Source organism: Larkinella knui, from assembly GCF_003858645.1.
GTDB lineage: Bacteria > Bacteroidota > Bacteroidia > Cytophagales > Spirosomataceae > Larkinella > Larkinella knui.
Genome location: NZ_RQJP01000004.1, coordinates 166,014 through 181,079 on the forward strand (window position 1 = coordinate 166,014; position 15,066 = coordinate 181,079).

Genomic DNA, 15,066 nt, shown 5'->3' on the forward strand with positions numbered 1-15,066 from the left:
AATAAATTGTACAAATCTAATACAACATTCGTTCTTGCGAAAAGATAAAAAAAATAGCGCGATACCAATAAAGTATCGCGCGTGTTTTTTGAAAAAATTGTGCTAACGGTAAAAAAGTTCTATTTAAGCAGCTCCCGGGCGATTACTAGTTTTTGGATTTCGGACGTACCCTCATAAATCTGGGTAATCTTGGCATCACGCATTAACCGTTCTACGTGATACTCTTTTACGTAGCCATAGCCGCCGTGAACCTGTACGGCTTCGGTGGTAGCCCACATGGCAACATCCGACGCATACAACTTGGCCATGGCGGCCGCCTGCACGTAATCTTTGTGTTCATCCTTCAGGCGGGCGGCTTTGTAAACCAGCAGCCGGGCGGCTTCAATTTTGGTCGCCATTTCGGCCAGTTTAAACTGAATCGCCTGATGATCAAAGATTTTCTTGCCGAACGACTGACGCTCCTGCGCGTACTTCAGCGCCAGTTCGTAAGCCCCCGACGCAATTCCCAAAGCCTGGGCCGCAATCCCGATCCGGCCACCGTTCAGGGTTGACATGGCAAATTTAAAGCCAAAACCATCGTCGCCAATCCGGTTTTCCTTCGGAACTTTTACATCCGTAAACATCAGCGAATGCGTATCCGACGCCCGGATGCCCATTTTGTCTTCTTTTTTCCCGACTACAAAACCGTCCTGGCCTTTTTCAACAATCAGGCAGTTGATGCCCCGGTGTTTTTTGGCAACATCGGTTTGCGCCATGACGAGATACGTACTGGCCGAACCGCCGTTCGTAATCCAGTTTTTGGTACCGTTCAGGCTGTAATAATCGCCCTGGTCGATGGCCGTGGTGTGTTGGGAAGTTGCATCTGACCCCGCTTCCGGTTCTGAAAGGCAAAAGGCCCCAATCACTTCGCCCGCAGCCAGTTTGGTCAGGTATTTCTGTTTCTGCTCTTCGTTGCCAAATTGCTCCAGACCCCAGCAGACCAGCGAGTTATTGACCGACATGACCACGGAACACGACGCATCGACTTTGGAAATTTCTTCCATTGCAATCACGTACGAAACTGTATCCATACCGCCACCGCCGTAGTCGGGCGACACCATCATCCCCAGAAAGCCCAGTTCGCCCATGCGCCGAACCTGCTCGGCCGGAAATTTGGCGGCATTGTCGCGCTCGATGACGCCGGGCAGCAGTTCGGTTTGCGCAAAATCCCGCGCAGCTTCCTGCACCGCCTGGTGTTCTTCAGTTAAGTTAAAATTAAGTCCGGATAATTCGAGGGTGGATGTTGCCATGCGTTGTGAAGGGATTTGGGTTTGTAACTAAACAATCAGGGTGTAATGACTAATTTTCCCATCACCTGACGGTTGATCATTTCATTGAGCGCCTGAGAAACTTTTTCGAGCGGATAGTGCGCCTGAATATGCGGTTTCATCTGCCCTTCTTTATAAAACGTCAGTAACTCCTGAACATTTTTAAAATTATCTTTTGGCTGCTTTTCGGCAAAAGAACCCCAAAAGACGCCAACGACCGAACAACCTTTCAGCAACGGCAAATTCAGGGGAATGGCCGGTATCTGGCCCGCGGCAAATCCGACCACCAGATACCGCCCGCGCCAGCTGACGGACCGCAAAGCCGCTTCGGTGAGGCTTCCCCCAACCGGATCGTAAACGACGTCGACGCCCGCGCCACCGGTTAGTTCCCTGATCCGTTCGCGCAAGTCTTCGCGGCTGTAATTGATGACGTCACGCGCGCCGGTCTGGCGGCAAAGTTCCAGTTTTTCGTCGGTCGAAGCGGCCGCAATGACGTTCGCGCCCATCATCCGGCCGAGTTCGACAGCGGCCAGCCCAACGCCCCCGGCGGCTCCCAGCACCAGCAGGGTCTCGCCCGGTTGCAGCTTGGCACGGTCTTTCAGGGCGTGGTACGACGTGCCGTAGGTATACATGAGCGAGGCCGCCGTGACAAAATCCATACCGGGCGGAAGGGGGAACGTCTTAAAACCGTCGGCCAGCACTTCTTCGGCAAAACCGCCCCAGCCCGTCAGCGCAAAGACGGGATCACCCGGTTTCAAATGCGTAATGCCTTCGCCGACTTCTGTCACCACACCGGCCACTTCTCCGCCGGGCGAAAACGGAAACGGCGGTTTAAACTGGTATTTGCCCTGAATCATCAGCGTGTCGGGAAAATTGACCCCGCAGGCTTTGACCTGAATCACCAGTTTTCCCTTCGCGGCTTTGGGCGATTCGGTTTCTTCCACGATCAGGGTTTCGGGCGGGCCATACTGGCGGCAGAGGACGGCTTTCATGGTTAAATCATTTTGTGGTGTTCAATGGATTGTGCGCCTTTGCGGGCCAGTGCCCGAACGCCCGCCAGTAAGCCCGCAAACCGGGGGTCCTGGGTGAGTCCTTTTTGATAGCGGCTGTAAATTTGCTGAATCACCACCGAATTCTTGAACAACCCAAATATATAATAGTACAAAATGGTTGACAAATCGCGGCCACTGCCTTCGGCATAGCGATCGGCAAATTCCTGACGGGTCAAGTTTCCCGGCAACCACGTCAGATTGAACGACTTCTCAAATGGGCCATCGTTCCGTTCAGCCCAATAGGAGAGGGCGGTGCCAACATCCATGAGCGGGTCGCCCACCGTACACATTTCCCAGTCCAGCACCGCCCGGATGTCGGTCAGGTCGTCGGGATTTAAAACGACGTTGTCGTATTTGTAGTCGTTATGGAGCAAAGTTGGTGGATTTTCGGGTGGTAAATGTGCCGTCAGCCAGCGGGCCAATTCGTCCATGTCGGGCAAATCGTCGGTTTGTGAAGCCAGGTAGCGACGGTGCCAGCCTTCGACCTGCCGGCGAATGTACCCCTCCGGTTTTCCCAACTGCACCAGACCGGTATTCTGAATAGCGAGCGCGTGAAGTTGAACCAGGTTATCGACGAGCGATTCGGATGCGCGACGCATAATTTCTTCTGAAAGACTCATTTTCGGAGCGGTTTGCGCCCGCAGAATGATACCGGAAACGCGTTTCATGATGTAAAACGGGCATCCCAAAACCGATTCATCGTCACAAAATGCGACCGGTTCCGGAATTTTCGGGTAGCCCGCCGATTGAAGCAGCGACAGAACGCGAAATTCGCGGCCCATATCGTGGCCGCCTTTGATAGTTGCGCCAAATGGCGGTCGGCGGAGCACGTATTCCTGCGAGCCGGTTTTGAGTAGATACGTTAAATTGGAATACCCGCCGGGAAACTGGCCGCAAGCCGTAATCATCCCAAAACCGGGAACCGCATCATTCAGGAACGCAGTCAACGTGGTCAGGTCGAGTTCTTCGCCGGGGCGGATGCTCGTGGCGGAATCGGGTGTCAGCTCAGCCATTTTTCTTTTTTACATCCAAACCGTAGTCTTTCAAAATGCTCCGCGCCAGAGCCGATTTATGGACTTCGTCGGCGCCGTCGTAAATCCGCGCACCGCGTTCGTGCCGGTAATACCAGGCCAGCAAAAGATCGTCGGTAATGCCCATCGCGCCGAACGTCTGAATGGCGCGGTCGACCACTTTCAGCATGATGTTGGCGACAAAAAACTTGATGGCCGAAATCTCGTTGCGTACGCTCGCGGCTCCAAAACGGTCGATGTTGTGGGCCGTACGCAAAACCATCAGCCGGGCGGCATCGATTTCGGCGCGGCTTTCGGCAATAAATCCCTGAATAAACTGCTTTTCACCCAGGCGAACACCCGGTTCAATTTCGCGCGTGGCAGCCCGTCGGCACATCAGATCGAAGCAGCGTTCGCTGATGCCGATCCAGCGCATGCAGTGGTGAATCCGGCCCGGCCCCAGCCGTTCCTGCGCCAGCACAAAACCCAGCCCTTCGCCCCCAATGCGGTTTTCGACCGGCACCCGAACGTTTTCGTAAACCACTTCCGAATGACTGCCCCAATGATCACCGGGATCGCCCATGATGGAAAGGTTGCGGACGAGCCGGAAACCGGGGGTGTCGGTCGGCACCAGGATCATGCTGGCCCGGCGGTGGGGGGCGGCACCGGGGTTGGTAACGGCCATGACGATGGCAAAAGCTGCCCCATCGGCAGAAGACGTAAACCACTTGTGACCATTGATGACGTACTCGTCACCATCCAAGACAGCCGTCGTGCCCAATTGAGTGGGATTGGAACCGGCAAATTCCGGCTCGGTCATCGAAAAGCAGGAACGAATGTGGCCCGCTTTGAGCGGTTCCAGAAACCGCTTTTTGAGTTCGTCCGGCGCGTGTTTGTGCATCAGCTCCATGTTGCCAATGTCGGGTGCCTGACAATTAAAGGTATAATGCCCGAACGGACTGGTAGCCAGTACTTCACTGATTTGCCCGAACTCGCACAGGGTCAAGCCCAAACCGCCTTCGTCGGTCCCGTGTTGCAACCCCCATAAACCGGCTTTTTTGACCAGCTCGCGTTTTTGATCCAGAATCGCGGCCACGGTCGAAAAGGGCCCGGTCAGGTGTTCGGCGGTTTCGAGCGGGATGATTTCGGTTTCGATGAAGTCCCGGATGCGGGGCATCAGGTCGCGGATTCGGTCGGTGGCGAAGAGGTCTTCCATGCGTTTAATTAAAAACTACTATCAATACGGCTCCCGTCACCATAATGACCGCTCCAATGAGCTTTTGAACGATATTTTTTTCTTTAAAGAACTGATAACCGAACAGAACGTTCAACAGAGCCGAGGTTTGAAACAGGGCCAGCACATACCCCACCTGCATCCCACCGAAGGCGGTATTGGTTGAAAACTGCATCAGACCGGTTGCGACAAACAGGGCTGCGTACGTTCCTTTTTGAGCAGAAAAAACCGCCATCTGTTCCTTCCAGCGACTCCTTAGCGTCAGAACGACCCAGCCAAAGGAGAACAGAAAACCGAGCACGCACCAGAGCACAAAGGTGGTCATGGGCGTGGACAAGAGCATGGCCCGCTTGATAAAAACCGCTTCGACGGCCGAGCAAACCAGCGCGATGAGCCGAAACTGAATCTCCGGTTTTTTCAGAATATCGAGCGAAAAACCGCGTCCGGGCTGGCCCGAACCCAATACTACGTAACTGCCGGCCACAATCAGCGCAACCCCGACAACGCCCATCCAACTGGGGATTTCGTCGAGCAAAAGGATTCCCAGGACCATGCTGACGACCGATTTGTAGGCATTGATCGGGCCGAGAACAGACAGTTCGCCGGTTCGTATGGCTTTGATTAGAAGTACATTACCCAATACGCCGATCAAATTGAAGACGAGCACATCCAACCAGAACGCAGGAGGCAGACGAAGTAAATCCAGCTGAGGCCAGAACGAGATTGTTAATATGCTCAAAAAGCCATAGGTTGCGGAGGAGACAAACAGGGGTTCGGCAGCGCGTTGGGTGAGTTGCTTCTGAAAAACATTCGACAACGGACTCGACACGATGCGAACAACAATGGCTGCGGTGGTTAAAGTGAGGACAACTACGAGCATACGGAAATGGATGCACCAGCAAGCCCGTCGGTGCCGTTAAGAATACGAAAGTTTACTGAAAATTTAGTCAGAAACTCCTTTTTTAGTTCATAACCTTGTCCAGCCAACTGGTCTTTGATATGCGTTTTCGACTGTTTATGCTTTTTATGGTGCTGGTCTCCCCGCTTTGGGCGCAGAAAAAAATCGTGATTACTGTCGATGATCTGCCGGGCGTTACCAGTTATTACCGGACACCCGATGGTCGGCTGATCATGAATCAAAAGCTGGTCCGGCATTTTCAGAATTACCGCGTTCCGGCCATCGGTTTTGTGATTTCGCAGTGGTTGTACCGGGATGGCGCTCCTGATCCGAACCAGGTCAATGTACTGAAGTTGTGGCTCGATGCCGGGCTCGAACTCGGAAATCACACCTTTTTACACAAAGACTTTACCGTTATTTCGACTCAGGAGTATGTTGATGATGTGCTTGGCGGAGAGAAAACTACCAAACAACTGGTGGAACAGCGGGGCAAACCGTTCCGGTTTTTCCGGCATCCGTACCTTCGCAAAGGCGAAACACCCGCCAAAAAAGACTCGCTTGAGCGGTTTCTGGTGCAGCATAATTACCGCGAAGCGCCCGTAACGGTCGATAACTACGATTTTCAGTTTTCCCACGCCTATGACAACGCGCTCCTGAAAGGCGATACCGCATCGGCGGCCGAAGTTGGCCGGCAGTATCTGGACTACATGACGGCCTACGTTCGCTATTATGAAGCGCAGTCGGATTCGCTCTTTGGTCGACAAATTCCGCAGACGTTGTTGACGCACGCCAATACGATCAATGCGGTTTATATGGGCGATTTGCTGAAACGGCTGAGCCAGAGCGGTTACACGTTTATCCCGCTGGACGAAGCCCTGAAAGACGACGCCTACCGTTCGAAAGATGGGTACATTGGCAAAGGCGGTATTTCGTGGCTGCACCGCTGGGCGCTCACGCAGGGCAAGCGAGGGGCTTTTTTTAAGGGCGAACCGGAGGTTCCGGCGATGGTGATCAAATGGGCCGAAAATCCGTAGACGCGATTCGTAGAGACGCGATTAATCGCGTCTCTACCCATCCATCCATCAACCCGCCGTTAGACCCCCATCCATTTGAATGGCCTGACCCGTACAAAACGCGTTTTCATCCGAACAAAGCCACAGGATAGCCTGTGCAATTTCTTCCGGCTGGCCAAAACGCCCGATGGGAATCACCCGGCGCATCCGCTGTTCCATCTCGGGCGAGCTGTTGATGAGTTCATCGACCATCGCCGAATGCGTGTAAACCGGGCAAACGGCATTGACGCGGATGTTCTGGCGGACGTATTCCAGCGCTGCGGTTTTGGTCAGGCCCAGAACCGCGTGTTTAGCCGCGCTGTAGGGACCGCCTTTGATCATGCCCCGAACGCCCGCAATGGACGAAAGATTGACGATTTTTCCGCCACCCTGCGCCAGCATTTGCCGGATTTCGGCCTGCATGCAATAAAAAACGCCACTCAGATTGATGGCCAGCATCCGGTTCCAGTCGTCCAGCGTCTGGTCGGCCAGCCGGGCGTAGGCACCCCCAATACCGGCGTTGTTGATGCCAATGTCCAGTCGGCCGAAGTGCTCGACGGTTTGCCGAACGGCCGCATCAACGTCTTCCGGACTAGCCACATTGCAGGCTATAAACCGGGCTTCGGGGCCTTGCAGCCGGTTAATTTCCCGAACGGTTTGCGTTCCGTTGGTTTCGTCGATGTCGGCTACAACAACCTGCGCTCCGGCCTGGGCGAAGGCCAGCGCCGTTGCCCGTCCGATGCCGGAACCGGCTCCGGTGATAAAGGCAACCTGATTTGAAAAGTCGGGCATAAAAAGGATGGACAGGGGTGATCAATCAAGCCGCAATTTTACTACGGTGGTGAAAACGCCACAATTCAATGCGTATAAGTTCCGATTCACCGGAACATACTGACTTTGCGGGCGAAACGGGGTTGGTTTGCTGGCGGCTTTCCACCAACTTTGGGTCATTATGCGTAACTTGATCCGATACCTCCGCGAACACCTGAAAGCCGACTTTCGGGCCGACTTGTATGCCGCTGCCGCTCTGTTTCTGGCGGTTTGCATCAGCATCAATTATTACCTGGATTTTGAAGACAGTTACATCGATGCCTACCGGGGCGAAAACATCCGAATTCTTTTCTATTTCCTGCTGTATGCCTTTGCATATTACGCCGGCGTTTTTTTGTGGACGCGGTTCCACCGGCGACCGGATATCTGGCGACGGCGGGATTTCTGGATTTACAGCCTGTCGGGTCTGGCCATTTACAGCTGGTATGCCGGTTTTTACGGTTTCAATGAATGGAGCCATTCCGTATTCGGTGGTGAGATTTACCAGTTTGCTTTTTATTGCCTGCGCAACCTGCAATCGCTGCTAACGGTTATTCTGCCGCTGGTTGTATTTTACAATTTCATTGAGAAGGACTCGAACGGTTTTTACGGCATGCGTCCGAAGTGGAAAGGACTGCAAATTTATTTTATTCTGCTGCTGTGCATGGTGCCACTGATCACCTACGCATCGTTCCAGCCCTCGTTTCTGAATTCCTACCCGACCTACCGCGACACCAACGCCAACGAGTTTTTTAACGTACCGGAATGGGTGACGGCGTTGGTGTATGAACTGGCGTACGGCTGGGATTTTGTGCCGACGGAGTTGATGTTCCGCGGTTTTCTGGTGATCGGCATGGCGCGGATTCTGGGCCGGGGGGCGGTTTTTCCGATGGTAATCACCTACGCTTTCATTCACTTCGGAAAACCGCCCGGCGAAACCATCAGCTCCATTTTTGGCGGCTACATTCTGGGCGTCATTGCGCTCCAGACCCGCAGCATCTGGGGCGGTATTATCATTCACCTGGGCGTGGCGTGGTTGATGGAACTGACGGCTTTCTTGCAGTTGGGGTTGGGAAACTAATCCCGGTTTTCGTACGAAATTGCTATCCATGAAAAACCTTGTTCTGTTCCTGTCTCTGCTCACGTCTCCGCTCTACGCCCAATCAGAGAAGGCTGGCTTGGGGCCGTTTCGGATTGGCATCACAACGCCGGATTCGCTGCGCCGAGTTGATTTCAAGGAGCAGGAGCTGGTCGTCGTCAAAGGAACGCTGGCCTTGCCCTGCGCGAATATTCGCGTTTTTAAGGCCGATACCATTGAGGTGCAGGGGATTAGGATTGCTCCGTTATTCCTCGTCTTTCATGAAAACCGGTTATTTCGGCTGACCTGTGACTACGGTGAGCCGTTGCAAAAGGCTTTTGTGGCGCAACACGGTCAAGGTCGTGCCAAGCCCGCCAGCAGCCTGGCCCTGTGCGATCGGGATCGTGCGAAACGCCTGGTCCTGGAGAGCGAAAGCTGGCCACTGGGCGATTGCGTGGCGGTGGTGATTCGCGCCGTTGGTTACAATGCCCGGTGTCAGCCCGAGCAACGTTCCCGACTGACTATTGCCCGTCCGTCGGTGGTCGCGATCACGTCGGAGTGCGATTTGGACCATATTGAGCCTTATCTTGAGAAAATTTGGCTGCCGCGTTGAGGTGTTTAAACGTAAGGTGGTTGCCAGTCTTCTGATGAAACGGAATTACAGTCTCGAACAGATCGCAGATAGCGCGGGCGTGTCGGTCGAGTTTGTAAAAAGTGTTAAGCAGAAGCTTTCTGCCGACAAATAGGTCTTTCTATCAGTCCGCACGGGATGTATCCTGCGACAGGTAGCGAATTTTCACCTACTTTCCTTCCCCCGACAACGGCACCAGTTTGGCCCCCAGATCCGGCGTTTTCATCCCGGCATCGAGCGGGAACATGGGGCGCTTGATGCGCTTGTAAGGGAGCCGGAACAGATCCTGATCCACACCCCCCGGCGTCAAGGCCATGATCCAGTCGGCCTGCATGGCGTATAGCTCCGGCTCGAGATAGCCGATTTTGACGACCACAATATCCGCTTTCCGGGGCGCAAGGCCCAGGCGGGTGAAGTCGATTTCCTTGTGGTACGGTTTGCGTTTCTGGGTAACGATCACGTGGACGCTGCCTACTTTAACGACGACTTCCACCTCGGCATCCTTGTCGCCCTTGACGATCGATTCCACCGTGCCTTTGAGCATCACCGGCGGAGCAAACCGGTTGTCGACCCGCGCGCCCGCCGGGCCTTCCACCCGTCCGCCAACGCCGGCGGACAGGGCTTTTTTCACCAGTTCTGGATCGGGAATGGACGCGTAGATCAACGAAGGGCCCTCCGCCTGTTGAAACTCCGGCCGTGCCAGAATCTGCGTGAGGGTCCAGGTAACATCACCCGCGCCACCTGCCGTCGGGTTGTCGCCCGTATCGCTGATGAAAAAAGGATGCTTCTGGCTGACTAACGCTTTGGCCAGAACGTCTTCCAGCTTGCCCGTTGGGGCCACAAAATCGAATTGGTTCCGGACCTGCCAGAACGCCTGAGCCAGTTTCTCGGCCGATTGGGTCACTTTTGCCTTGTCATCGCCCACTACCATCACCACCGCGTGGTTGCGGGGCTCATCGGCCCAGGCGTAACCGATCCAGATACCGGCGTCGACAATGCCCGTCTGTTGGTCGGCCATCGGGGCCACCTGTTGATAAAGACTCTTGCCGGGTTCGATGCGGGTGCTGGTTTTTTCGCCCGGCAGCAGAATCGGAATCGGGATCCAGGCTTTGTAAGCCGGTTTTCCCTTGCCGCTTTTGATCCGTTCCAGCAGGTTGACCACGGCTCGCTCCTTGGTTTGCATGGCATCTTCGTGGGGAGCCAGGCGGTAGCAGGTCATCAGATCCGTGTTCTGGGCCAGCCGCCACGACACGTTGCCGTGCAAGTCCATCGACGTAGAAATGAGGGTTTTATAACCAATTACTTTCCGGATCCGGGTAATGAAATCACCTTCGGGGTCGTCCAGGCCCTTAACACTCATGGCACCGTGAATATCGAAATACAACCCGTCGTAAGGGCCGTATTTTTTGAGCGAATCCAGCGTTTTGTTGACCAGCGATTCGTAGGCTTCCCGCGTCACCGCGCCACCGGGCAATGATTTACCCACGATTGCGGGGAGCCAGAGGGCCTGTTTGCGCAGGGGCGAAATGGCCATCATGAAAGGATAGGCATTGAAGACTTCCGGACCGTAGCGGGCATGAAACGCTTCTTCGTGGGTAACGGCGGGCGAAAATGTACTGGATTCGATGCCTAATCCGGCGATGGCGATTCGGGGTAGCGATGTGGCTCCCGCCTTGTTGGTCGATTGGGCCAATCCCGAACCGAGGATAGAAAACCAGGCCGTAAGCCCTAAAAGAATCTGTTTCATACCCCCAAGTTAGCGTATTCAGAAAACCGGGCAAGTATTTTTGGATTTTCCAGACGGATAGAGGCCATAAAGTAAAGGCGCTGTTGAAAACCTGCCCGTAACCCGTTCGTCCTAATTGGTTTTACCTGGTATTTTTATAGTACTTCTCACCCGCAGAATATTACTTGATCGTATTATAATAAACCGATAAATGAACCCGCATCGCTTGTCTAAATTCTTCGGGTGTGCCTTCTTTCAACACTCTGAACAAGTCGTAGTGGGAAACCGGGTCGGCAATCACCGCCTGTTCTTCCTGCTTTGATAAGGTAGCAAAGACGTGCTCAAAAACCGGAAATAGCAGGCTTTGAAACCGCTGAAACGTTTCATTGCCCGTCATATCGTATAGTTTCCCGTGAAATTCTATCTCGTCTTCTTTGGAAAGAACCGGCAGTTTTTTCTGTTTTTCAACAATTAACTCCAGTTCGTCCAGATCTTTATCTGTTTTTCGGGCAAAGAGGAATTCGGCGATTCCCATTTCCAGAATTAGCCGCAGTTCGAAGATGTCTTGCTGATTACTTTGACTCAGAATGAACGGATTGAGGACTTTTTCAATCCCGCCCAATACATCCGGTTGAGACATGATCATGCCCCGCCGTGGCCGGGCTTCAACCATCCCCAGCATCCGGAGCCGACTCAGTGCTTCCCGAACCACATTGCGGCTTACATTCAGTTTCTGGGCGATTTCCAGCTCATTTGGCAGCGCATCGCCGGGTTTAAAGGCATTCTCGGTAAAATATTCGCGTAGTATATTCTCAACACGATCCGTCATCGACAAACTCTCCAACGGTTCCAGCAGGCCCAATTTACTATTCATATCTTATTTTTTGGTGCAAATGTAATGCAATGCCCTGGGATTACTTCACTGGTTGATGTGCTATATCTTTTTTTATACAATTTCATTGTAATTAAAATACGACTAGTATATTTGTAGGACAAATGTAAAGATAGAATTTAATTTGTCATTAAAGCCGGGTTTCACTACATCCTTCTATGATTTAACTATTTACTACATGAAGACACTGCCAAAAACCATTTTTACGGCTTTTATGCTCTGTTGTTGCTTTTTGCTGGTAGTTAATGCCAGTGCCCAGCAGCAAAGCATACAAGGTATGGTGACATCGAGTGCTGACAAGGCTCCGTTACCTTTTGTCACCGTGGTGGTGAAAGGAACCCAAATCGGGGTGACGACTGATGCCAGCGGAAAATTTACCATCAATGCTGCTAAAGACAAAGTGCTGGTTTTCAGTTACATTGGTTACAAAACGAGTGAAGTCACCATTGGTAATCAAACCAACGTAGATGTCGTTCTCGAACCGGATCAGAAAACCCTGAATGAGGTAGTTGTGGTAGGTTACGGGTCGCAATCCCGCGAAACGGTCACGACCTCGATTTCAAAGCTGGATAATAAGGTGCTGGAAAACATTCCGTACGCCAATGCCGCATCGGCGTTGCAGGGAACCTTGCCGGGCGTTCGGGTGCAGACGACAACGGGGCAGCCCGGAGCCGCTCCCCGCGTCATTATTCGGGGCGGAACGTCGATCAACAATCCGGACGGTTCGTCACCCCTGTATATCATCGACGGCGTGATTCGGGCGGATATGAACGACATCAATGCCGACGATATTGAAACCCTGCAAGTCTTGAAAGATGCCTCCTCCACTTCCATTTATGGCGCCAGAGGGGCCAACGGCGTGGTTATTATCACCACTAAAAAAGGTAAAGCCGGAAAGATGCTGATTACGTTCCGGCAGAATACCACGTTTTCGCAACTGGCCAAACGGTACAACATGATGTCGGCGCGGGATTACGTATATTACGGAAGGTTAGGCGTATTGAACTCGGCTAAAAAGATCCCGGAGCGGATGAATCTTCTGGGGCTTGCCAACAGTTTCGGAACCGGCAACGACCTGACAAACCGTACCTATTCGACGGTGCAATACCTTTCGCCCCAGAATCAGCATAAACTGAGCGAAGGCTGGGAGAGCATTCCCGACCCCGCCGATCCCACCAAAACCCTTATTTTTCAGAATACCGATTGGCAGGACCTGCTGTTCCGGACCGGCGTTTCCCAGAACTATTATGTGGGCGCTATGGGCGGTACCGAGAAAGGGAGTTATAATCTGGGCGTTGGATATCTCAAATCACAGGGAATTGCGATAAACACGGATTTTCGCCGGTTTACCTTCGATTTCAGCGGTGATTTGAAGGTTCGGGAAAAACTGAAAGTCAACGCGTTTACCAATTTTACCAATTCTGGAAATAACCAGGTTTTTAACGAAAACCAGATTTTTCAGCGTGCGCTGGCCCTTCCGCCCACCGCCAAACTGTATTTTGAAGATGGAACGATGGCCCCTGGCTACGCCCGGTCGATTGGCAACCCGCTGTACCAGTTAAGCCGGTATGCCACGGATAATCATTTGTATCGTCTGACGCTCGGGGGCGGTTTGACCTGGAACATCCTGCCGGGGCTGACGTTTGAACCCTCGACGTCGCTCTACGTGATCGAAACCGATAACAACTCCTTTCAAAAATCGTACCTGAATGGCCCCTTATCCTTCATCGATTCGCGGGTAGCCACCGGAGCGCGCAGTACGCACTGGCAACAGCAGGTCGACGCCATTCTGAATTACACGAAAAGCAGGGGCCAGCATGGCATGGACTTCATGCTCGGCAGTTCGTATTTTGATCGGAAAATATCGACCTTATCGGCAACCGGTCAGGGCGCTTCCACAGACCTTATTCCGACGCTGAACGCTTCCGCTACCCCAACCGCCGTTAGCAGTACTATTACCAGCCAGCGAATCATCAGCTTTTTCGGACGGGCCAATTATAATTACGCCCAGAAGTATTTACTGTCGCTGAATGCCCGCTACGACGGGGCTTCCAATCTCGGACAGAACAACAAATGGGGGTTGTTTCCGGGAGCGTCGGTGGGCTGGAATATCCACAACGAATCGTTCTGGAAAGAGGCCGGACTTTCACGGGTGGTGAACACGTTAAAACTCCGGTCGAGTTACGGCGTAAATGGAAACCTGGGCCAACTCGGTGATTTTCAGGCGCAGGGTACTTACAGCGTGGGTTCGCGGTATGACGGCACGGCGGCCATTCAGAATACCGTTATTCCCAATTCGAACCTGAAATGGGAACAGACGCAGACGTACGACGTCGGGATGGACATTGGTTTGTTCAACGGTCGGGTCAATTTATTGGTCGACTATTTCAGAAAGCGGACGGATAACCTGCTCACCAACCTGGAATTGCCGCTGGAAACCGGCTTTCAATCCATTCTGACCAACTACGGCAGTCTCCAGAATCAGGGTATTGAAGTGGAGATTTCCGGGAATATCCTCCGGTCCGAGTCGGGTTTCAACTGGAACGCCAGCTTTAATATTGCCACCAATCAGCAAAAAATCCTGAAACTTCCGGCCAACGGCAACGAGCGAAACCGGGTGGGCGGAGTACTTGTTTACGATCCGGAAACGGGTAAAAACGAGTGGCGCGGGGGCTTACAGGAAGGGGGCCGAATCGGTGATTATTACGCCTACAAGCAGGTTAGCATCTTTGCAACCGATGAGGAGGCCGCTGCCGCACCCAGGGACATCATTGTGCCGCTGGCCAGCAAGACCAAATTTGGGGGCGACGTCAACTGGCTGGATGTGGATGGCAACGGCGAAATCAACTCGTACGACCGTGTTTATCTGGGGAATATCTACCCAACCGTGACCGGCGGTGTGACGACGTCGCTGTCGTTTAAAAGTGTTAGTTTGACGGCCCGGGCCGATTATACGCTCGGCCATACGATTTACAACTACACGCGGGCTTTGTACAACGGCCAGTTTGTGGGCGAAAACAATGCGTCGACTGATATTCTGAATTCGTGGCAAAAACCGGGTGATCAAACGGATATTGCCCGGTATTACTACGCCGATCAGCAGGTTCAGAGCAACCTCTTCCGACAGAATTCCTACTATTTTGAGAAAGGTAATTTTCTGGCCATTCGGGAAATTACGCTCGGATATAGTCTGCCCGCCGGGCTGACGTCCAAACTTGGACTTAGCAACCTGCGACTGAATGTTACGGCCAATAACCTCAAATACTTCACAAAATATTCCGGGCTTAATCCCGAAGAAGGCGGGCAGGATAACGGGCGGTATCCGGTTCCGAGAAATTTCATTGTGGGTCTGAATGTGTCATTTTAATCCGGGAAA

General features: G+C 53.0%; 12 protein-coding genes. 4 read left to right on the plus strand and 8 right to left on the minus strand.

Translation table 11 applies throughout. From position 1 onward, the window contains the following. Positions 1-119: 119 nt before the first annotated feature. Genes EHT87_RS19135 through EHT87_RS19155 form a run of 5 tightly spaced genes read right to left on the minus strand, consistent with a single transcriptional unit; the run spans position 120 to position 5,483 of the window. Positions 120-1,289, minus strand: coding sequence for an acyl-CoA dehydrogenase (locus EHT87_RS19135; protein WP_124908274.1), 1,170 nt, complete (start codon positions 1,287-1,289; stop codon positions 120-122). A gap of 35 nt (positions 1,290-1,324) precedes the next feature. Next, complete coding sequence (locus EHT87_RS19140; protein ID WP_124908275.1) at positions 1,325-2,299, minus strand: NADPH:quinone oxidoreductase family protein; 975 nt, start codon at positions 2,297-2,299, stop codon at positions 1,325-1,327. A 2-nt stretch (positions 2,300-2,301) separates the two neighbouring features. Next, complete coding sequence (locus tag EHT87_RS19145) at positions 2,302-3,372, minus strand: phosphotransferase family protein (protein ID WP_124908276.1); 1,071 nt, start codon at positions 3,370-3,372, stop codon at positions 2,302-2,304. After that, positions 3,365-4,585 (minus strand): acyl-CoA dehydrogenase family protein, encoded by a 1,221-nt coding sequence (locus EHT87_RS19150; protein WP_124908277.1) that lies wholly within the window; start codon positions 4,583-4,585, stop codon positions 3,365-3,367. The genes EHT87_RS19145 and EHT87_RS19150 overlap by 8 nt, the downstream gene beginning before the upstream one ends. Positions 4,586-4,589: 4 nt before the next feature. Further along, positions 4,590-5,483, minus strand: coding sequence for a DMT family transporter (locus EHT87_RS19155; RefSeq protein WP_124908278.1), 894 nt, complete (start codon positions 5,481-5,483; stop codon positions 4,590-4,592). Between the two features lie 119 nt (positions 5,484-5,602). Between EHT87_RS19155 and EHT87_RS19160 the strand changes: the two genes are divergently transcribed. After that, positions 5,603-6,535 carry a polysaccharide deacetylase family protein gene (locus EHT87_RS19160; RefSeq protein WP_124908279.1) on the plus strand — a complete coding sequence of 311 codons (933 nt, stop codon included), beginning with the start codon at positions 5,603-5,605 and terminating at the stop codon, positions 6,533-6,535. Positions 6,536-6,583: 48 nt separating this feature from the next. On the opposite strand, the gene EHT87_RS19165 is transcribed toward EHT87_RS19160, so the two are convergent. Next, entirely contained in the window at positions 6,584-7,345 is a 762-nt protein-coding gene (locus tag EHT87_RS19165; protein ID WP_124908280.1) for an SDR family NAD(P)-dependent oxidoreductase, read from the minus strand. A gap of 160 nt (positions 7,346-7,505) precedes the next feature. Between EHT87_RS19165 and EHT87_RS19170 the strand changes: the two genes are divergently transcribed. Then, complete coding sequence (locus tag EHT87_RS19170; protein WP_124908281.1) at positions 7,506-8,444, plus strand: CPBP family intramembrane glutamic endopeptidase; 939 nt, start codon at positions 7,506-7,508, stop codon at positions 8,442-8,444. 28 nt (positions 8,445-8,472) lie between these two features. Beyond that, on the plus strand, positions 8,473-9,054 hold the full coding sequence (locus EHT87_RS19175; protein WP_124908282.1) for a hypothetical protein: 582 nt from the start codon (positions 8,473-8,475) through the stop codon (positions 9,052-9,054). 187 nt (positions 9,055-9,241) lie between these two features. Here the strand turns inward: EHT87_RS19175 and EHT87_RS19180 are convergent, their stop codons facing one another. After that, positions 9,242-10,819: a M81 family metallopeptidase gene (locus tag EHT87_RS19180; protein WP_124908283.1), complete on the minus strand. Its 1,578-nt coding sequence runs from the start codon at positions 10,817-10,819 to the stop codon at positions 9,242-9,244. Between the two features lie 160 nt (positions 10,820-10,979). After that, on the minus strand, positions 10,980-11,672 hold the full coding sequence (locus EHT87_RS19185; protein WP_124908284.1) for a FadR/GntR family transcriptional regulator: 693 nt from the start codon (positions 11,670-11,672) through the stop codon (positions 10,980-10,982). A gap of 196 nt (positions 11,673-11,868) precedes the next feature. On the opposite strand from EHT87_RS19185, the gene EHT87_RS19190 reads away from it, so the two are divergent. After that, the gene (locus EHT87_RS19190) at positions 11,869-15,057 is read left to right on the plus strand and encodes a SusC/RagA family TonB-linked outer membrane protein (RefSeq protein WP_229321180.1); all 3,189 of its coding nucleotides are present in this window, start codon (positions 11,869-11,871) and stop codon (positions 15,055-15,057) included. Positions 15,058-15,066 lie beyond the last annotated feature (9 nt).